The sequence below is a fragment of the Acinetobacter radioresistens DSM 6976 = NBRC 102413 = CIP 103788 genome, assembly GCF_006757745.1.
GTDB classification, from domain to species: Bacteria; Pseudomonadota; Gammaproteobacteria; order Pseudomonadales; family Moraxellaceae; genus Acinetobacter; species Acinetobacter radioresistens.
Window position 1 is genome coordinate 356,230 of sequence record NZ_AP019740.1, and the last position, 18,961, is coordinate 375,190.

Here is an 18,961-nt window from a genome sequence, read left to right on the forward strand (position 1 = left end):
TTATTAGGCAAAGTAATCAGCTCTTGATAGACTTGTGTCAAATTCTCCATAGTTTGATGTGAATATGCCGATTCGTCAATTTCAAGCCCATCGTATGCATGCGCCACGTGATTTTTCAGCGCTTGATCAGCAGACACTTTGTGTTGAAATCGGGGCAGGTAAAGGAAAACACGCCTTATTATTTAGTGGTCAGTATCCTGAGCAGCGCTTGTTTGCCATTGAACGGACCCGGGAAAAATTTTTGGCCATGCAAAAGCAGCATCAGCTCGAAGGTCAACAAAATCTGACTCCTGTACATGCAGACGCTATTCCATGGATAGTTCATGCTCTGTATCCGGAGCAGGTTGAACAATTCTTTATTTTATATCCGAATCCTGAACCGCATAATCCGGCACAACGCTGGGTAAATATGCCATTTTTTGAATTTTTACTGTCGCGTCTCAAGCCGGAAGGTACGATCACACTGGCCAGCAATATTCCTGAGTATATTGAGGAAGCTGAGCAGCAGTTACAGCAACTTTGGCAGTTGTCCTATGAAAAAGAACAGATTAGACCAGAGTCAGCACGCACACATTTTGAAATCAAGTATCTCGAGCGTGGTGAATCATGCCAGCAATTGATAATTACCAAACATTGTGGTTATTCCACCCGTTTTGATGACTTTTTGCCATTACAGGGAAAAAGTGATGTCGGCTAAACGTATTGCAATTATAGGGGCAGGTCCGGCAGGGTTAATGGCGGCAGAAGTATTGAGCCGGTATGCCTATGAGATTCATGTATTTGAGCAGAAACCCTCAGCTGCGCGAAAATTTTTAATGGCGGGGAAAACCGGATTAAATATTTCTCATGCTGAGCCTCTTACTGAATTTATCCAGCGCTATGATCACCCTGAATGGCTGTATCCCTGGATACAGCGCTGGGATGCACACTGGATTCAGAACTGGATAGCTGAACTCGGTATAGCGTCCTATATTGGTTCTTCTGGCCGAATTTTTCCCGTAGAGATGAAAGCTGCGCCTCTGCTCCGTGCCTGGTTAACACGCTTGGACCAGCAAGGCATACACTTTCATTACCGTCATCAGTGTTTAGGTCTCAAGGCTAAACAGGTGCAACTTCTGGATTTAAAACAACCTGAGAATACGCCTTTTCAGCTGGAGTTTGACGCGATTATTTTGGCCTGTGGCGCGGTATCGTGGCCACAGCTAGGTAGCGATGGCAAGTGGCAGGCTTGGCTTGATAGAGAGCAAATTGAGCCTTTTCAACCTAGCAATGCAGGTGTGGTCAGAACGTGGTCCAGTTTTATGCAACCTTTATTTGGCCAGCCTTTAAAGCGGGTAGAAGCATGGGTTAGCCCTAAACACAGAGCTCAGGGTGATGTCGTAATTTCCCATTATGGTCTGGAAAGTGGCCTTATTTACAAGCACGGACCGGCCTTACGCAAGTTACAGCGGCAACAGCAGCCTGTAACTCTGTATCTGGATTTATTACCCGATGTAGATAACGAACAGTTAATAAAAAAATTACAGTCAGGAAAGCAGTCACTGAGTAATGTCTGGCGTAAGGCGGGCCTAGATGCAGCCAAAGCTGGTCTGATTCGTGAACTGGTCGATAAAACCTTATGGAAAGATCCTGTACAGCTCGCTTGGCAGGTCAAACATTTGAAAGTAGTCCTGGAGGGTTTCCGGCCGATTGAAGAAGCTATCAGTTGTGCTGGTGGTATAAAACAGAATGCCCTGACCGCAAGGCTGCAACTAAAATCAAAGCCACATGTGTTTTGCTGTGGTGAAATGCTAGACTGGGATGCGCCAACCGGGGGCTATTTACTGACAGCATGTTTTGCTACTGGTCGGGCTGCTGGTGAAGGCGTGCATACCTATCTGATGGAACAACAGAGTTCATAGTATGTACTGATAATAGAATTTATGATGGAGAACTAGAATGAGCCTAAAGGGAAGCTGTTTGTGTCAAGGGATTCGCTATGAAATTGAAACTGAGCTTGATGAAATTATTTATTGTCATTGCCAGAAATGCCGTAAAGCCAATGGTACAGCTTTTGCGACTAATGCACCAGTCCTTATCCAGCAGTTTAAATGGATACAGGGTGAGAACCTTTTAAAAAAATATCAGTCTTCATCAACGACCGAACGCTGTTTCTGTGGTGTGTGTGGCTCGCCAATTATCAGTATTAAGAGTGATACTCCTGATTTTTACCGTCTTAGAATTGGTACGTTAGATACGCCGATCCAGACGCGACCGGGGAAACATATTTTTGTTGGCTCTAAAGAAGAGTGGGAGACTATTTGTGATGAGTTACCACAATTTAATGAGCGACCAGAATAAAAAAGGACCATGAGGTCCTTTTTTTAATATTTACCTGGCTTGTAAAGCTTCGGCTTGAAACTGTACTTCATCCCAGCCATGCTGCATAAACTGCCGGATATTTTGATGATCTGTACCTTCAGGGGTTGCTAAGACTGCTGCATAGTGCTCAGCAAATAAAGCTAAGGTCTGTTCCTGACTTAGACTGTTGAGTTTGGCAAAACTCAAGACTTTGGCACTACCCTGATTTTCTGTCGCTGCATTATGCTGTGCGCCGTTACGAAAATCAGTAGGGTTATGAATATAACGAGAGTCTATATAAGCGATGACATCTGTAAAATTTGCTTGGCCAGCTTGTAGCTGTTCAAGAAGTTCCTGGGCCATAAATCCTATTCCCTATAAAGAATTAAGCAACCTAGCATAGCGCTTTTATGAGTATTTTTCTTGGTTTATGCAGAATTTAACGAGCTGTGTATAGCCTCTCAAGGCGAATTTTTAATGAATATTTTTTGAGTTTGTGGATAAAATAGGGCTTATCCACATCAGCTATATATCATTATGAACTGGTTATTGGTTGCCTGCGGTGGGGCAATAGGTGCAAGCCTGCGTTATGGCATAACATTATCACTCAGCCAGACAGGCAGTTTATTTCCTTGGGCAACCTGGTGGATTAATCTGTTAGGTTGTTTTTGTGCAGGCATATTTTTTGCTATTAGCCAGAAATACGCAGTTCTACAACAGGAAACACGGCTTTTCCTGATGGTGGGTATACTGGGCGGCTTTACCACATTCTCAAGCTTTGGTCTGGAAACTTTTCAGTTGTTGCGACAGAATGAAATAACAATGGGGCTTGCCTATAGTCTGTCGAGTTTAATCATGGGTATGCTCTTACTGACAGCAGGATTTTATCTGTTCCAGTTCTTATTAGATAATCGATAAGTAAAAAAGAAGTCTAAGTGGAGGAGAGCAAAGACTTAGACTTCAAATAAGAAGAATTCAATTTAAAAATTATTACTGCTTAATTGCTGCGTTTAAAACGTCCAAAACGTTTATTAAAGCTTGCAATACGGCCTTCATTGCCGACCTGACGAACTTCACCTGTATAGAACGGATGAGAGGCACTCGAAATATCTAAGGTAACGTATGGATAGGTTTTGCCTTCATATTCTTTGGTCTGCTTCGGCTTCATGGTACTACCAATGACAAAATATACATCAGCATTGGTATCGTGAAATAATACTTCCTGATATTCAGGGTGGATATCTTTACGCATGGTAAACTCCATAGCTAAATGAAATGTTATAATATAACAATATATAGGGATTTTATAATTATTTTCAAGTCATCACCCTATTTAAATTACATATTCAAACAGGGCAATAGAACAATTTTAAAGTTTATCTTGTTGATCTGAGGCGACCAGTTCTTCAAATAAATCACTTAAATCATCATTTACTTTGAGCTGGATCAAATTCCAGTAATGCCCGGAGATTGTCCGGTTCACCATAAGAGTATCCGGTGAAGGCTTAAACAGGTCCCAGTATTTTAGCGACTTTTTCACCAGTAATACCCCGTCATGATGGGCAGAGTTTTCAGCAAAATCATACTGGGTGGTTAATGGTCTAAGTAACACATCTAGCCATTCTTCATACAGTTCTTTTGGAAATTTTCCTTTTTCTGAAAGTGCATTTAAAGTAATTAACTGGTCTTCAAGCGTATCAATATCATGTTGGCGTGCAGCATTGATCAAAGTTTTAAAGTGTTCAATAATTTCAGTATTTAAAGTCTTTACTCCGCCATAATCATAAACAATGACATGGCCATCTTCACGGAATGCAAAGTTACCCGGATGTGGGTCACAATGAAAACGTTTAAGATAGAAAATTTCTTGTCCTAGCGCGCGGACCAGGCGTCGGCCAAGTTGATTACGGACATCCTGCGGCCAGGTACTGGCAGTTTCTATAGATTTGCCCTGTTCCAGACTTAAAGTCAGTACTCGACGGGTAGAATATTGTGGATAGACACGTGGGATAATAATTTTTTCATCTAATGCTTCATGAAAGGTCTTAAACACAGTCAGGTTCTGTGCTTCAATTTCATAATTAAGTTCAGCATTTAGACTGTCTTGAATTTCTGCAAACAGCCGGTCCTGAAGTTTTTTATCGATTTTTAAAACACCCATCAGGCGTAAAGCCAGCCGAACCTGTTTCAAATCACTTTCACAGGCTTCATCCACACCTGGATATTGCACTTTGACTACGACCTGCTCGCCATTAGGTAATATTGCCTTATGTACCTGACCAATTGATGCTGCCGCAAAAGGTTCCCGATCAAAAGATGTAAACAGATTATCAATCGGTTGTCCCAGCTCTTTTTCTAGCTGTTTCTGTATGGCCGGAAAAGGCATGGGAGGAGCCTGACGCTGTAATTTTGAAATTGCCTTAGCCACCTCGGGCGGGAAAATATCTTTATATTGAGATGCAATTTGCCCGACTTTCATGACAGCGCCTTTCATCTCTCCCAAGGTATTGGCAATCTGAACTCCAATATCTTGAAACAGCTGGCTTCTGGCGGCCTGTTTTTGTTCTTCATCTGCCCGGATATTACGAATGGAATTAGATACACTTCGGGTCGCAATACTGGCGGTCATGCCGGCAAGTTTCATAAAACGCCGGCCGGGCGAGCTTGCATTCTTAGCCATCGGTATTAGACCTCAATCATTAAAATAAAGTGAATGAATTATTTGATCATAGGGGACAATAGAAAAGTTGCCTAGTTGAAATTGTTCAGTTCCTGTAAGAACACATAACAGAAAAGAGCTGATCTTATTATTGTTTATAGATTCACTTTTTAGGTCTTAATTAAACACCTTTATAAAAACAGGCTATCTTTATTTTTAAAGTTAAAAAACCAGCCGGTGTGGCTGGTTAAGAGCATGATGGAAATACGGTTAAACAGTAGAGGCACTTAATTTTAGCCGTTTATTATTCATATAAAGACGTAGCAGCAGAAGAACGCATGCAACGCTCAAACCTACTATTAGTCCGGTCCAGACTCCAGCAGCTCCCATACTGGTAAAACGAGCAAGATAAATACCCACAGGGAAGGCAATTACCCAATAAGCCAGAAGAGTAATCCACATTGGGCCTTTAGTGTCTTGCATTCCACGCAGGCAACCTGCAGCACTGACCTGCCATGCATCCATCAGCTGATAGGCAATCGCAAACAGGATCAGATATAGGGCCATATGGGTAACAGCAAGATCCCGGGTATAAACAGCGACAATCTCTGAGCGGAAAATCCACATAACCAGCATGGTCAATACTGCAAATACAGTCGCGGTAATTAAACCGAGGTGTTGTACCTTGCGCATGGCATGCCAGTTCTTTTCACCATAATACATGCCTACCCGGATAGTCAGTGCAATGGCCAGGGACATGGGAATCATAAATAGCTGCGAGGTCACGGAAATAGCAATCTGATGTGCGGCCACAACAGTTTCTCCCAGTGGGCTTAATATGATTGCTCCAGTACTGAAAATACTTACTTCAAAAAAAATAGCCAGACCAATCGGGAAACCCAGTTTCAAGATACGCTTGGCCCAAACCGGATTAAATTTTTCCCACTGGCTAAACACCTGGGTCTTGCAGTAAGCACGCCCCTTATAGATGTAGCCCGCTAGTGCAATCAACATCAACCATTGCAAGATAGAAGTGGCAAAGCCGCAACCGGCGCTACCTAAAGCAGGAATAGGACCCAAGCCGTACATAAAAATCATGTTTAAAGGCACCAAGACCAATAGAGCCAGCAGGCTGATTGCTGTGACTGGACGCGGATAACCTAATGCCTCCGAGTAACCTCTTAGGGCTGCATACATGGTGACTGCTGGCATGCCTAAGCCAATGGCATGGAGAAACAGGCCAGCTTTGGGTTGCAGATTTTCAGGAACTCCAAATAGAGGCAGTAAAAAAGGCATCAACTGTAACACCAGCATTGCCAGTATGCCCAGCATGAAAGCCATCCATAATGACTGGCGGGCAATGGTGGGAATATTATTAAAATCGCGTGCGCCGTTGGCCTCAGCCACCAAGGGAGTAGTCGCAATCATAATACCACTAAACAGCAACATGATTGGAATCCATAAACCGACTCCTACTGCAATTGCTGCCAGGTCAGTAGGAGATAAATGACCTGCCATAATTGTATCGATCAGGCCAAGACCGGCCTGAGCAAACTGAGTAACCAGAATAGGCAACATCAACTGAAAGAGTTTCTTGATTTCAAAGCGTGTAGTGGTAGCAATAGACACTAATTTTACTCATATGGGGTAAGCGGCAGACTAGCGTTGCAGTGTCAGTAATACACCTATGAAAATAACAATTGCACCCAGTAAACGCTGCCAGTTAATCGGATTTTTCTCTACGCCTAACCAGCCAAAATGGTCAAGTAACATTGACATGAGCAGTTGCCCGAAAATAACCAGTCCGGAGAGAATGAGAAAACCCATTTTGGGGGCAGTATAAATGCTCATGCTAATAGCATAAACCCCAATCAGTCCGCCTAACCATAAATGCCAAGGAATCTGGGCAAGTTCATTTAACTGAGGTTTGGGTGCAGACTGCAACATCACCATTACCGCCAGTACAATTGTTCCAATTAAAAAAGAAAAAAAAGCCGGCTGGAATGGTGAATGCAAATACATACGCATCTGAGTATTTAATGCAGTTTGTATGGTCAGCATTACTCCGATGGCCAAAGTCAGGGGAAATAATAATAAAAGTTGACTCGATATTTTCATCATATTGAATTCATTATTTATTCTCGATATTACAAAAGAGTGTAGGAGATTTTCATGTGAATTGCGTTAAGTACAATGATGCAGTCATGTTAAAATTGTAAGACGCTCCATCCTTCTCCGAGAAAAATTTTTGAGTAGCCTAGATCCTTCATGTATTCCACTTTCACTTTATATCCATATGCCTTGGTGTGTGCGAAAGTGTCCTTATTGTGACTTTAACTCACATGCTGTACCCGATGGAAAATTATCTCTGGAACTGGAACAGGAATATTTGCAAGCATTGGTGGAAGACTTTAAAACACAGCTCCACTTTGCACAGGGCCGCAAACTCCATAGCATATTTATTGGCGGTGGAACCCCGTCACTGATATCAGCTTCAGGTTACCAGTGGCTGTTTCAGCAGCTAAATGGTTTACTGCCTTTTGAAGAGCAATGTGAAATTACGCTGGAAGCTAATCCGGGAACAGTAGAACATGATCCTTTTGCCGGCTATCTTGCGGCTGGTATTAATCGCTTATCCATTGGAGTGCAGACGTTTAATGAGCAGCATCTGAAACAACTGGGACGGATTCATAGTGTTGAGAATGCTATAAATGCTATACATCAGGCACAAGAAGCCGGTTTTAAACGCATCAATATTGACTTGATGCATGGCCTGCCACAACAAACGCTAGAGCAGGCTCTAACAGATCTACGTCTGGCTGTTGAAAACGGAGCCACCCATATCAGCTGGTATCAGTTGACGATTGAGCCGAATACAGTATTTTTCCGGACTCAACCAGTATTGCCGGTAGAGAGTGTACTAGAGCACATTCAGGAACAGGGTGAAGCATATCTTAAGGCACATGGATTCATACAGTATGAAATTTCGGCATGGCGTAAAGAACAGCCTTCTGCACACAATATGAATTACTGGCAATTTGGAGATTACTTGGCAATCGGAGCAGGGGCACATGCTAAAGTCAGTCTGAGAGACGGAGTTTACCGGTTTCAGAAGACCCGCTTACCTAAAGATTATCTGGCCAAAATACCTGCTGAACACTTACAATTTAAAAAGATTGAGCGTGAAGACATGCCCTTTGAATTTATGATGAATGCCTTGCGTTTAAATGAAGGCGTGCCGGCCCAGTTCTATAAAGAAAGAACCGGCTATGAACTGGATAAAATACAGGCCAAGCTGGATTCATTACGGCAACGTCATTTGTTTTCAGAAAATACTGAACAACTCGCCTGTACAGCACATGGCCATCTTTTTTTAAACTCGGTGCTTGAAGAATTTTTATAAACAGATCAGGATACAGCGTATTCTTGTTCTAAAGACATGCAGGTTACAGGTAAATACATAATGTTAATTGCGCTCGGAACACTAATTTTTATCCATTTTTGTGCCCTGATCACGCCCGGACCAGATTTTTTTCTGGTTTCCCAAACTGCAATCAGTAAATCTCGGATGGAGACATTTGCTGTGGTGGTAGGTATCAGTGTAAGTGTCATGATCTGGTCATTATTGGCCTTGCTGGGTCTGAATATTTTATTTGAAAAAATGGCTTGGCTAAAACATGCCTTATTGGTCGCAGGTGGAATTTATCTATGCTGGTTAGGCTTTCAGATGCTGCGTTCAGCCTTTCGTAAAGAAGAAAATACCCAGCCTGTACAGATTTCCCTGCCTCAGAGCCCTTTGAGTTTTTTCCTCCGGGGATTATTGACCAATCTGTCTAATCCAAAAGCCATTATATATTTTGGTAGCGTATTTTCACTTTTTCTGGCCAATCCAGCTCTGGATCATGCACATGGGTGGTTACTCCTGCTGGTAACGGTCGAGACAGCAATCTGGTTTCTATTTGTAGCTTTTGTTTTCTCCCTGCCTTCCTTCAAGCGGGCATACCAGCGTGCTGCCAAATGGATTGACGGTATTTCGGGTGGTATTTTTACCTTATTTGGTAGTTATCTTATTTTAAATAAATAATTTTATTTATCAGTAACTACCATGCTGTCTTAAAATAAATTTTCATACCTGAAAAGTCCAGCTTATTGCCGGACTTTTTATTTTTATAAAAAATAAGAAGAGAAGTAGGGGGAAAAATAGAGGTTGTGAATGGTTGAGTAAAAATGCGTAAGCTTTTAAATCTTACAGGTAATTTTGGCCAATTTTTTTTACTTTCTACAATATTGCTTAACTGAAAGCTCTTTATTTAAGCCTGTTTTTTTACATAAATGCCTTCTAAGCTGAATGTGTACTTAACGAGCGAACAGGAAATCTCACCATAGCGGCAGATTTCCAGAATCACAATATTATTATAAGGAGAATGATGATGGCGACTTCAGATTATGACCGCGATCGTATTAAGCATGCATCGGATGATGTAAAAAAAGATTTAAATGCTGATCCAATTACAGGTGAACCAGGTTCTCATCCAGTAGGAACAGGCTTAGGTGCAACAGGTGGTGCAGCCGCAGGCGCTGCAATTGGTAGTGCAGCTGGACCAGTGGGTACTGTAGTCGGCGGTGCAGTGGGTGCCGTCGTGGGCGGATTAGCTGGCCATGCAGCTGGTGAAGCAATGGACCCAACGGTTGAAGATGCTTACTGGCGTGAAAACAGTATAAATCAGCCTTACTACTCTGCCACACGAAATACTCATCCGGATCTGGATTATGACCGCGATTATCGTGGTGCATACCGAGTGGGCTATGAAAATCGTTCAGCTTATGGCCCAGATGCGCGTTTTGAAGATGCTGAGCCAGATTTGCGCACTAAATGGGAACAGACTAAAGCTGAATCACGCCTGTCTTGGGAAGAAGCAAAACATGCTTCACGTGATGCCTGGAACCGTATTCGCCATTAATCATATCATTCGGGAATTCAATATTTTTAATATATAATTCCTTGAAGAATAAAAAATCCCGGTCAGTAATGACCGGGATTTTTTTGGAATCTTGGTGGGTCGTCCGCGACTCGAACGCGGGACCAACGGATTAAAAGTCCGCTGCTCTACCAACTGAGCTAACGACCCATATATAAATCTTAAAGCTGATTTAGAAGCTGCTCTTTTTGAAAAGATATTCTAAAAAGATGGTGGGTCGTCCGCGACTCGAACGCGGGACCAACGGATTAAAAGTCCGCTGCTCTACCAACTGAGCTAACGACCCATCTGGGGTCTTAAGAAAATGGTGGGTCGTCCGCGACTCGAACGCGGGACCAACGGATTAAAAGTCCGCTGCTCTACCAACTGAGCTAACGACCCGTATTTTCTTGATGGAGCGTATTGTAGCAATTTATTTTTCCAGCACAAGCAAAAATTAAATTTTATTGCTTTAGTTGGTTAGAAATAAGTCGCCTGCTGTATTTTTATACGAATACGCTCTTTTTAGTCTATTTAGAAACGATACTGGTAGTCTTGAATACTTTGGTAAATCTCCATACTAATATCTTTATAGCCAGAGTTGCCTGGAAGTAAAACCAATAAACGATCGGTGGTCTTATCGGGATGAAACGCTTCTTCCTTCAACTTGTTTTTCTGGTATTTAAAAGTACCGGTAGTTTCTACTTTTTCCTGTACACGTAAAAATACCGGAACTGCGTAAGCAGGAAGATGTTTTTTAAACTCAACCACCATTGCAGTAAGGTCATGCTCATCAAGTGCTTCGCCAGCTGCCAAAGTAATAGCTGCCATTCCTGCACGACCATTAGTATGGGGAATTTCTACCCCATAGACGACTGCTTCAGCAATTTTAGGATATTCTGAAACGATATTCTCGACTTCAGTGGTGGAAACATTTTCACCTTTCCAGCGGAATGTATCTCCTAGTCGGTCTACAAACTGGGCATGGCGAAAGCCGATATGACGTACCAGGTCTCCAGTATTAAAATATTGGTCGCCCTGTTTAAAGACATTTTTTAAGATGACTGACTTGTTTTTTTCAGGGTCTGTATAGCCATCGAAAGGGGAGCGACGGGTAATTTTTCCAAGAAGTAAACCTACTTCTCCTTTTTTTACTTTCTTGCACCAGCCATGCTGATCACGTACCGGTTCATTCGTTTCTTTATCAAATTCAACGATTGCATAAGGAGTTGGAGAAAATCCAACTGTATTGTCGAAATTGAAAATATTACTAAAGCCGACATTTCCTTCGCTTGAAGCATAGAGTTCCAGAATTTCCTCTACGCCAAAACGTTGCTTAAATTTATCCCAAATATTTGGACGCATGCCGTTACCAATCATTTTTTTAACCCGGTGGCCTGTTTCCAGTTCAGTGGGTTCTGCATCCATCAGGTAACGGCATAATTCGCCTACATAACCAATGGCAGAGGCATTATATTTATGCACATCTTTCCAGAAGCTTGAAGTTGAATATTTGCGCCGTAGGGCCAGAGAGGCTGAGCCCGCAATCACACCACACCAGCAGACAACAATGCCAGTCGCATGATAAAGCGGTAAGGTTACATACATGACATCATTCGGTTTGAGATCAAGTACATGACCATAAGTGCCATAAGCCAGAGTCCAGCGGCTGTTGGTGAAAATCACAGCTTTTGGCAGGCCGGTTGTACCAGAGGTATAAATATAGAATAGACCATCTTTACCCTGTACTGATTGGGTAGTGGCTACATTAAATTTCGGAAAATTCTCAATTTTTTCTGCTAGATTTTGGTAATACTTTGGTGCTTTACCAACATCTGCACGTGTTGCCTGATCGGCAAACCAGTAAAACCGGTCTTCTGGCAAGAGAATATCTTGACGAATGTCATCAATTGCACTGCGAACTTCCTCACCAACAATCAATGCAATCGGTTTAACCAGATTAATGCTATGCGTTAGCACTTTACTTGTTTGTGAAGTATTGACCAGAGCAATGGTCACTCCGATTTTGGCCAGTCCCAGTACAGTTGCGACCAGTTCAGAGCGGTTCTCCACCATGACAGCAATCACGTCACCTTTGCGCGCACCTATCGAGAGATAATAGTGTGCGATCTGGTTGGCCCATTCATTTAAGGCCAGATAAGTATATTTTTGATCTTCAAACAAGAGAGCATAACCACGCGGGTTACGTTTTACCGCTTTTTCAAAAGCTAGCCCTAGTCCCGCCGGGGTGTCAGGTGTACGGATATAAGCCTGTTTCAGACCAGCTAGAAGATGAGGTACTTTCGCTATAAACTGGGGTAATTTCGCAGCAACATCGGTAATACTGATGAGGTCGCTCTGTTGGGTTTGACTCATAACAATCCTATATTATTTTTTGATTAGTCCCGGTAAGGTCTGGGTCGACTAGGGTTCAGCTGAACTTAAACACAGCTTTAAGCTTCCCATGCAGCTATACAAGTGTTTTTTAATCTGTTCAGTCTAGTGCATTCAACCTAATTCAACAAAATTATCAAAAAAAACCTAGCCACCGAAATGACTAGGTTTTTTTTATTACGAGTAATTGTGCAAATTTACTCGGCTGTAGGTGTGGCCTTTTTCGGTGGACGGCCACGTGGGCGACGCGGACGGGCCGGTTTATCCTTATCGGCAGTAGTCGTCTTATTGTCTTCGGCAGTTTCTTCTACTGAAGCTTGTGCCGGTTGCTGATCAGCCGGCTGAGACTTTTCTACCTTGCTCGGTTTAGGTGCTTTCTTTTCTGCTGGCGCAGCTGGTTCGGCCGCTTGCTGAGCCTGTGCTTCTTCAACAATTGCACTTGGCGAGGCAGCAGTAGTTGCTTCAGACATAGCTGCAGCAGTCTGAATTGCCGGATCCTGCGCCTGAGTCTCAGCTACCACTTTGGCATGGTGAGATGCTGCATCTGCTGCGTCCTGCTCAGTACCGACTGAAGTTGTATCTGCTTGAGCATTTATTTCTAAATTTACATGCTCAGCAGGATTTTCCGCTACAGGATTTTCAGACTGTACAGCCGCAGGCTGCTCTTCTGCCTGAGATGCTGAAGCTTTACTCTGCTCTAATGCCTGCTCTGCAGCAAGTTTAGCCAGACGACGACGTTCACGCGGATCGTTTGCTACACGCGGTGTCGCATTCTGGGAAGGCGTCAGTGGTAAAACTGGCGCTGGTTCCTGTTCCTGAGCCGGTTTAGCCATAGGCGCGGCAGCATCACGGGTAACAGGCGTTTTTTCTACAGGTTCAGTGCGCTCTGTTGTAGTGGTTACTGAAAGGGTACTGATGTACTGTTCAGTAAATTTCAGCAAAGCACGATTGAATGTTGGCACCAGTCCGAACTGTTCAATCAGTACCGTACAGTCTTCACCATAAACATGACGGATCAGACTACCTACAGTGTACTGCGCCAAGAGTGGCACTTGGGAAGGGCTAAGCTTTGGTAGCACTTCCTGCTGTGGTTTCTGCTGTGAGCCACCTTGCTTGCGACGCATACGCGGATCATTACTGGCACGGCGTGGTTGCTCTTCAACTTTGGCTTTCGCTTTTGCTTCAGCCGGGGCTGGTTGAGCATTTACAGCTTCTTTCTTGGCTGGAGCAGCTGGCTCAGGTTTTACTTCAACCGGTGCCTCTTCTGCATTTACAGTTGACGCTGTATCTGCAGAATTTAGCGTTACGATTTCACTTTGACCCTGATCAATATTGATTACCAGTGCAGTAGCAAGAGCTTCATTGTTTGGGGTTTCAATGACATCAACTTTTACCTGGTTGCTATCTGTCACTGCAGCAGGCGCGGCAGCTACCACAGGCTGCTCATTCAGCACGCTTGGATCACGATAGCGGTTCGGGCGCGGTGGGCGTTGCTGATTGCGGTCGCGGCGTGGTACAGGGTATGACTGCTCAGACTGCTGGCTTTCTACCTGATGTTCCTGCTGAGGTTGACGTTTCTGCTGTTGACGTTTCTGATCACGCTGTTCCTGACGTGATAACTGAACTACTTCCTCATGAACCTGAGTTGAAGTTTCAGATTGCTGCTCACGTGGTTCACGGTTTCTGTCACGATTATCGCGATCGCGACCATTACGTTTTTTGTTATGACGCTGCTGGCCTGAAGCTTTTTCTTCTCTTTCGAGTGGTTGTGCATCAGTTTTTGCAGCGCTATTACCTGCCGGTTGTGACAGATAAACATTATTGGCAGCAACTGGCGCAACTACCGTTTCTGGTTGTACTGCTACAGCAGTATTATTGATCTGGCCAAACTGGCCCCGGCTAACTGCACCTGTATTCACCATCTGTTCAATTGCAGCAGCGGCATTGTTGGCTGTACGCGAATGATCTACCGTGTGTGCCTGTTTTTGTACAAACAGGTTTTCCAGCCACGCACATGGACTGCTAGTTGCAGTTTTTGCGGCAGGCACTTGAGCAGGTTGTTGCGGGGCAGCAGCCTGAGGCTGTGCTTTACGGTTTTGTGGTTTACCTGGCTTGTCAGCTGGGGCAGCCGTGCTCTGTCCAACCTGTTCAGCTTCTTCTAGATGCCAGTCGGCAGATTCATAACCCAGGTTTTTTTCACTCGAACGCGTAGCTTCAGTACGTTCATAGCTGGTCGGTGCAAAACCTTCAGGGTTATATGAAATTTCGTAATGTGGAGTTTCCAGGTGTGGATGTGGAAGTACAGTGACACGTGTATTTGAAGTTTGTTCCAGATAAACCAGGCTATGACGTTTTTCATTGAGCATGAAGGCCGCGATTTCTACTGGCACTTCAACCTGAACTTCACCTTGACGTTCATGTAGCGCAATTTCTTCAACTTTACGCATGATAGACAGCGACAGTGAACGCAAGTCACGTACCATACCTGTACCATGACAGCGCGGGCAGACATAGCCAGTCGCTTCTTCTAGAGAAGGGCGCAGACGCTGACGGCTCATTTCCATAAGACCAAAACGTGAGAGCTGGCCAAACTGGATGCGGGCGCGGTCACTCTGGGTAGCTTCACGTAACTTGGCTTCAACCATGCGCTGGTTACGGTCACGAGTCATGTCAATAAAATCGATCACGATCAGACCACCAATATCGCGAAGGCGTAATTGACGGGCAATTTCTTCAGCCGCTTCAAGGTTAGTCGAAAGTGCTGTTTCTTCTACATCATGACCACGCGTTGATTTTGCCGAGTTGATGTCAATTGAAACCAGCGCTTCAGTCTGGTCAATTACAATTGATCCACCTGAAGGCAATTTTACTTCACGTTCATAAGCGGTCTGGATCTGGCTCTCAATACCGAAATGTGCAAACAGAGGCTCATTTAAAGTATAAGTTTTTAACTTGTCCAGCTGACGTGGCATAACTGCTTTGACAAAGTTATAAGCTTCATTGTAAGCCTGTTCTGAATCAATCAGGATCTCGGACACATCATCACGCAGATAATCACGGATTGCGCGTGTTACTACACCAGCTTCCTGATGTACCAGCATTGGGGAAGGGCCTGAATTAGCCGTACTCTGAATCTGGGTCCACAGGTCAAGCAAATGCTGTAAATCGGTTTGCAGCTCTTCCTGGCTGCGACCAATACCTGCCGTACGGACAATCACGCTCATGCCGCGGGGTACATCTAAAGAGGCCAGCATTTCCTTGAGTTCTTCACGCACTGCACCTGAAATTTGACGGCTGATACCACCACCTTTCGGATTATTCGGCATCAGAACCAGATAACGGCCAGCAAGAGAGATAAAGGTAGACAGTGCTGCGCCTTTATTGCCGCGTTCTTCCTTTTCCACCTGGACCAGAAGCTCGGTCCCTTCAGTAATTAGTTCACGGATGTTTGAAGTCTGGCGCGAGTCAGCTTTGAAATAGGAATTTGCAATTTCACGCATCGACAAGAAACCTTGACGATTTGCTCCATATTCAACAAAGACAGCTTCAAGAGAAGGTTCTACACGGGTCACATGACCTTTATAGATATTAGATTTCTTTTGTTCACGGGTACGATTTTCGAGATCAAAATCGTATAGACGGTGACCAGTGACAAGTGCAACGCGTACTTCTTCAGCATGTGTTGCATTGATCAACATACGTTTCATGGGTGTAACACCTAATAGTGATCCACACCAACTTGTCGCAATACCGTTTCTGCGAACATCGAACATGACGGGATCAATGCTCAGATCTCAAAAAACAGATTGTGGTCTGAGCTTTTTTTACCGGCCTGCATAGGGCTGCGGTCTGATTCGCGTATTGATGTTGGCAATACTGCTTTAATCTTTTAAACGATCAAAGTTTCCTGTGCGTTTCACTGGCGGACAGGCGGTGCATTGGATGATAACTTTCACTGTCACAAAGCTTGAAGATCCCTTCTTTTTAAGAATCTTGATACGGAATAATCATCGTATCGGTGCGTTATGTGCAGATCCAATGCATCACGCTTTAGCCTGAAGACGACATCAGGAGGCGACTTGTCTGATGTGTATCAGTTTACGTTTAAAAGCCAACTTGTGCTGGCGACATATTTTTTTTAGACAAACTGATTTATGTGCACAGGCACAATTTAACGCAACAGTTTGTCAATTTACCGATATAATAAGCCTTCGGCGTCGGCATATTCTTTTAGGACCTTTCCGAGCTTGGGGTGAAATGCAAATTCTGGTTATTATTCAAAAATATTGAAGATAACCTCATTTCGATCACTTACGGCGGTATCCGTGCGCTGACTATATCAAACCTTGCATCATCTGCCTATGGGCTAAGCTTATGTTTCTTGTGAAACCACTAGCCTGAATGATCATTTTTTATTCAAATTCAACAAATTTCGAGTCTTGGTAACTGTATGAATTCTACACAACAATGGCAAAGTGTCACATGGTTTGAAGTGGATGAGCATCAAGCAGGTCAGCGGATTGACAATTTTCTGTTTAGCCGGCTTAAAGGCGTACCCAAAAGCCGCATTTATCGGCTCATTCGTGAAGGCCAGGTGCGGGTCAATAAAAAGCGCATTAAAGCAGAAAGTAAGCTTGCAATTGGTGATCAGGTTCGTGTCGCTCCTATCCGTTTTGAGCCCAAAGATGAAACACCGGTACCTGTTTCTGACAAAGTCGCTCAAGGTCTGCTAAGCCGTGTGATTTATGAAGATGAAGGCCTGATGGTGGTCAATAAACCTTCAGGTATTGCAGTACATGGTGGTAGCGGTGTGGCGTATGGCCTGATCGAGGGTTTGCGTGCAGCGACGGGTAAAAAGTACCTGGAACTGGTTCACCGGATTGACCGCGATACATCAGGCCTGGTCATGATTTCAAAAAAACGTAGTGTGTTAAAAACCCTACAGGACCTGTTACGTGAACATAAGATTAAAAAAACTTATGCGGCAATTGTGAAAGGGCAGGTCAGTCTGGATCAACAGCTCATTGATGCTCCTTTATACCGTTACGAACTGGCCAATGGCGAACGGCGTGTACGGGTTTCTAAAGAAGGGAAAGATTCTAAAACCCAATGGAACGTAGCAGAACGCTTTATGCACGCTACACTGGTTTATGCATCTCCGCTATCGGGTCGTACTCATCAGATTCGTGTGCATGGCTTGAGTATTGGACATCCATTGGTAGGTGATGATAAATACGGACATGAAACAGAATATAAAGGACCAAAACCACGTCGGCTCTGTCTGCATGCCATGCGTCTGGAAATTCCTGGCTATCCGACTATTGAAGCGCCTTTGCCAGAGGATATGCAAAGTCTGGCTGCACAGCTTCGGGCGCAGAAGAAGGATTGAAAAAATATTTTTCTGATACCCTAAAGCCCTTAAACTGAATGATGGGGGGAGCTGATCTCCTTCCAGGCAGGATTATTATAAGCTCTTGCGGGCACACTTTACCTGTACCGGATAACTGTTTTGGAACCTAGAGAATAATATGAAAAAACCTGTGGAACTCATCATTTTTGACTGGGATGGTACTTTGTTTGATTCAGTCGGACAGATTGTAGCAAGTTTACAATTTGCAGCACGTCAGTACCAACAACCTTTAACCGACGAGGCTGCTAAAAGTATAATCGGACTGGGTCTGCCTGAAGTGGCGCAGTGCCTTTTCCCTGCAGTTCCAGAATTACATCATGATATTTTACAGTGCTACTCTGAGCACTACGTGGCCCATTCCAAGACAGATGCCTGGTTTGAGGGTGTAGCTGAGATGCTGGACGGCCTGAAACAGCAGAATATTAAACTTGCAGTTGCGACTGGTAAAAGCCGTAAAGGGCTTGACCGGGTATTAGCTCAGACCATGAGTCAGGAACTGTTTAATATAACCCGGGCGGCGAGTGAAACGCGTTCTAAGCCTAACCCCTTAATGTTGGCAGAAATACTAGAATATACCGGTGTTGATGCCGAACAGGCCATTATGGTGGGAGACACCTCTTATGATCTGGAAATGGCTAAAAATATAGCCATGCCACGGGTCGGAGTAGGTTATGGAGTACATAGCAGGGCAATCCTCGCACAGTTTGATCCTTTATTTATCGCAGATGATGTGAGTGCTCTAAACCGTTTCTTGCAGCAGTATATAGCTGATCAGCAAGCAGAACCTGTCATGGAGCTGGAAACCTAGACCGGCAGCATGAAAGTCTCGATTGCTTTTAACAGATATAGTTTGGCTATTGAGCCCAATGTATTTCGGTTTAATTACACATAAGCACCTGGTCATTTAGTCAGACACTACATAGCACCTGACCAGGAATTTTTCTTATTCCTATAATATTTTTATGGTTATACCCATACACATTTTTTTAAAAGCAATAATAGTCTTTAACTATAGCAATAAATAAAATAAGTATTGGCATTCATTGCTGCTTTTTCCCATTCTTAAACTGTCTATATATACCTGCTTTCTGGAAGGGTCCTATCCAGCCACTGTGCTGACTGATCTGTTTTCTTCAGATTTATTTTTCCTTGATGTACAGACGAGCTTCCATTTGAAACGGTATTTGAACAATCTTTGCA

The 18,961-nt window shown here is 43.8% G+C and carries 16 protein-coding genes and 3 tRNA genes; 9 read left to right on the top strand and 10 right to left on the bottom strand.

Going from position 1 to position 18,961, the window contains the following annotated elements; all coding sequences use genetic code 11:
* The first annotated feature begins 58 nt into the window (after positions 1-58).
* From ACRAD_RS01630 to ACRAD_RS01640, 3 genes are read left to right on the top strand one after another with little or no spacing between them, the layout of a single operon-like run.
* Entirely contained in the window at positions 59-697 is a 639-nt protein-coding gene (locus ACRAD_RS01630) for a class I SAM-dependent methyltransferase (RefSeq protein WP_171053897.1), read from the top strand.
* Entirely contained in the window at positions 687-1,901 is a 1,215-nt protein-coding gene (locus ACRAD_RS01635; protein ID WP_005023165.1) for a TIGR03862 family flavoprotein, read from the top strand. Before ACRAD_RS01630 ends, ACRAD_RS01635 begins: the two co-directional genes overlap by 11 nt.
* 37 nt (positions 1,902-1,938) lie before the next feature.
* Complete coding sequence (locus tag ACRAD_RS01640; protein ID WP_005023167.1) at positions 1,939-2,340, top strand: GFA family protein; 402 nt, start codon at positions 1,939-1,941, stop codon at positions 2,338-2,340.
* A gap of 30 nt (positions 2,341-2,370) precedes the next feature.
* Here ACRAD_RS01640 and ACRAD_RS01645 read toward each other — a convergent pair whose 3' ends face one another.
* On the bottom strand, positions 2,371-2,703 hold the full coding sequence (locus tag ACRAD_RS01645; RefSeq protein ID WP_005023169.1) for a HopJ type III effector protein: 333 nt from the start codon (positions 2,701-2,703) through the stop codon (positions 2,371-2,373).
* 174 nt (positions 2,704-2,877) lie between these two features.
* Here ACRAD_RS01645 and crcB point away from each other — a divergent pair, with 174 nt between their 5' ends.
* Positions 2,878-3,258, top strand: a complete 381-nt coding sequence (gene crcB, locus ACRAD_RS01650) for a fluoride efflux transporter CrcB (RefSeq protein ID WP_005023171.1) — start codon at positions 2,878-2,880, stop codon at positions 3,256-3,258.
* A 79-nt stretch (positions 3,259-3,337) separates the two neighbouring features.
* On the opposite strand, the gene ACRAD_RS01655 is transcribed toward crcB, so the two are convergent.
* The 4 genes from ACRAD_RS01655 to ACRAD_RS01670 all read right to left on the bottom strand — a co-directional run bounded on the left by ACRAD_RS01655 (position 3,338) and on the right by ACRAD_RS01670 (position 7,120).
* Positions 3,338-3,592, bottom strand: coding sequence for a type B 50S ribosomal protein L31 (locus ACRAD_RS01655; protein WP_005023174.1), 255 nt, complete (start codon positions 3,590-3,592; stop codon positions 3,338-3,340).
* Positions 3,593-3,709: 117 nt separating this feature from the next.
* The gene (locus ACRAD_RS01660) at positions 3,710-5,020 is read right to left on the bottom strand and encodes an ABC1 kinase family protein (protein ID WP_005023176.1); all 1,311 of its coding nucleotides are present in this window, start codon (positions 5,018-5,020) and stop codon (positions 3,710-3,712) included.
* A 249-nt stretch (positions 5,021-5,269) separates the two neighbouring features.
* Complete coding sequence (locus tag ACRAD_RS01665; RefSeq protein WP_051005727.1) at positions 5,270-6,577, bottom strand: MATE family efflux transporter; 1,308 nt, start codon at positions 6,575-6,577, stop codon at positions 5,270-5,272.
* 81 nt (positions 6,578-6,658) lie between these two features.
* Positions 6,659-7,120, bottom strand: a complete 462-nt coding sequence (locus tag ACRAD_RS01670; protein WP_016801232.1) for a DMT family transporter — start codon at positions 7,118-7,120, stop codon at positions 6,659-6,661.
* Between the two features lie 175 nt (positions 7,121-7,295).
* Between ACRAD_RS01670 and hemW the strand changes: the two genes are divergently transcribed.
* The 3 genes from hemW to ACRAD_RS01685 all read left to right on the top strand — a co-directional run bounded on the left by hemW (position 7,296) and on the right by ACRAD_RS01685 (position 9,960).
* Positions 7,296-8,402, top strand: coding sequence for a radical SAM family heme chaperone HemW (gene hemW / locus ACRAD_RS01675; protein WP_005023182.1), 1,107 nt, complete (start codon positions 7,296-7,298; stop codon positions 8,400-8,402).
* A 60-nt stretch (positions 8,403-8,462) separates the two neighbouring features.
* Positions 8,463-9,083 (top strand): threonine export protein RhtC, encoded by a 621-nt coding sequence (rhtC, locus tag ACRAD_RS01680; RefSeq protein ID WP_005023184.1) that lies wholly within the window; start codon positions 8,463-8,465, stop codon positions 9,081-9,083.
* A gap of 343 nt (positions 9,084-9,426) precedes the next feature.
* Positions 9,427-9,960, top strand: coding sequence for a glycine zipper domain-containing protein (locus tag ACRAD_RS01685; RefSeq protein WP_005405965.1), 534 nt, complete (start codon positions 9,427-9,429; stop codon positions 9,958-9,960).
* Between the two features lie 92 nt (positions 9,961-10,052).
* Here ACRAD_RS01685 and ACRAD_RS01690 read toward each other — a convergent pair.
* The 5 genes from ACRAD_RS01690 to ACRAD_RS01710 form a co-directional block, all read right to left on the bottom strand.
* A tRNA-Lys gene (locus tag ACRAD_RS01690) sits at positions 10,053-10,128 on the bottom strand.
* Between the two features lie 60 nt (positions 10,129-10,188).
* A tRNA-Lys gene (locus ACRAD_RS01695) sits at positions 10,189-10,264 on the bottom strand.
* Positions 10,265-10,283: 19 nt separating this feature from the next.
* A tRNA-Lys gene (locus ACRAD_RS01700) sits at positions 10,284-10,359 on the bottom strand.
* Positions 10,360-10,491: 132 nt separating this feature from the next.
* Entirely contained in the window at positions 10,492-12,333 is a 1,842-nt protein-coding gene (locus ACRAD_RS01705) for a long-chain-acyl-CoA synthetase (protein ID WP_005023188.1), read from the bottom strand.
* Between the two features lie 215 nt (positions 12,334-12,548).
* Positions 12,549-16,058 carry an Rne/Rng family ribonuclease gene (locus tag ACRAD_RS01710; RefSeq protein ID WP_005023190.1) on the bottom strand — a complete coding sequence of 1,170 codons (3,510 nt, stop codon included), beginning with the start codon at positions 16,056-16,058 and terminating at the stop codon, positions 12,549-12,551.
* Between the two features lie 743 nt (positions 16,059-16,801).
* On the opposite strand from ACRAD_RS01710, the gene ACRAD_RS01720 reads away from it, so the two are divergent.
* Positions 16,802-17,740: an RluA family pseudouridine synthase gene (locus tag ACRAD_RS01720; RefSeq protein ID WP_005023192.1), complete on the top strand. Its 939-nt coding sequence runs from the start codon at positions 16,802-16,804 to the stop codon at positions 17,738-17,740.
* A 139-nt stretch (positions 17,741-17,879) separates the two neighbouring features.
* Positions 17,880-18,569: an HAD-IA family hydrolase gene (locus ACRAD_RS01725; protein ID WP_005023194.1), complete on the top strand. Its 690-nt coding sequence runs from the start codon at positions 17,880-17,882 to the stop codon at positions 18,567-18,569.
* Positions 18,570-18,961 lie beyond the last annotated feature (392 nt).

Bases quoted from the DNA above. Each gene is read 5' to 3' on its own strand.
- ACRAD_RS01635 (WP_005023165.1), top strand. From the start codon at position 687: ATGTCGGCTAAACGTATTGCAATTATAGGGGCAGGTCCGGCAGGGTTA.
- ACRAD_RS01640 (WP_005023167.1), top strand. From the start codon at position 1,939: ATGAGCCTAAAGGGAAGCTGTTTGTGTCAAGGGATTCGCTATGAAATT.
- ACRAD_RS01645 (WP_005023169.1), bottom strand. From the start codon at position 2,703: ATGGCCCAGGAACTTCTTGAACAGCTACAAGCTGGCCAAGCAAATTTT.
- crcB (WP_005023171.1), top strand. From the start codon at position 2,878: ATGAACTGGTTATTGGTTGCCTGCGGTGGGGCAATAGGTGCAAGCCTG.
- ACRAD_RS01655 (WP_005023174.1), bottom strand. From the start codon at position 3,592: ATGCGTAAAGATATCCACCCTGAATATCAGGAAGTATTATTTCACGAT.
- ACRAD_RS01660 (WP_005023176.1), bottom strand. From the start codon at position 5,020: ATGGCTAAGAATGCAAGCTCGCCCGGCCGGCGTTTTATGAAACTTGCC.
- ACRAD_RS01665 (WP_051005727.1), bottom strand. From the start codon at position 6,577: ATGTTGCCTATTCTGGTTACTCAGTTTGCTCAGGCCGGTCTTGGCCTG.
- ACRAD_RS01670 (WP_016801232.1), bottom strand. From the start codon at position 7,120: ATGATGAAAATATCGAGTCAACTTTTATTATTATTTCCCCTGACTTTG.
- hemW (WP_005023182.1), top strand. From the start codon at position 7,296: ATGCCTTGGTGTGTGCGAAAGTGTCCTTATTGTGACTTTAACTCACAT.
- rhtC (WP_005023184.1), top strand. From the start codon at position 8,463: ATGTTAATTGCGCTCGGAACACTAATTTTTATCCATTTTTGTGCCCTG.
- ACRAD_RS01685 (WP_005405965.1), top strand. From the start codon at position 9,427: ATGATGGCGACTTCAGATTATGACCGCGATCGTATTAAGCATGCATCG.
- ACRAD_RS01705 (WP_005023188.1), bottom strand. From the start codon at position 12,333: ATGAGTCAAACCCAACAGAGCGACCTCATCAGTATTACCGATGTTGCT.
- ACRAD_RS01710 (WP_005023190.1), bottom strand. From the start codon at position 16,058: ATGAAACGTATGTTGATCAATGCAACACATGCTGAAGAAGTACGCGTT.
- ACRAD_RS01720 (WP_005023192.1), top strand. From the start codon at position 16,802: ATGAATTCTACACAACAATGGCAAAGTGTCACATGGTTTGAAGTGGAT.
- ACRAD_RS01725 (WP_005023194.1), top strand. From the start codon at position 17,880: ATGAAAAAACCTGTGGAACTCATCATTTTTGACTGGGATGGTACTTTG.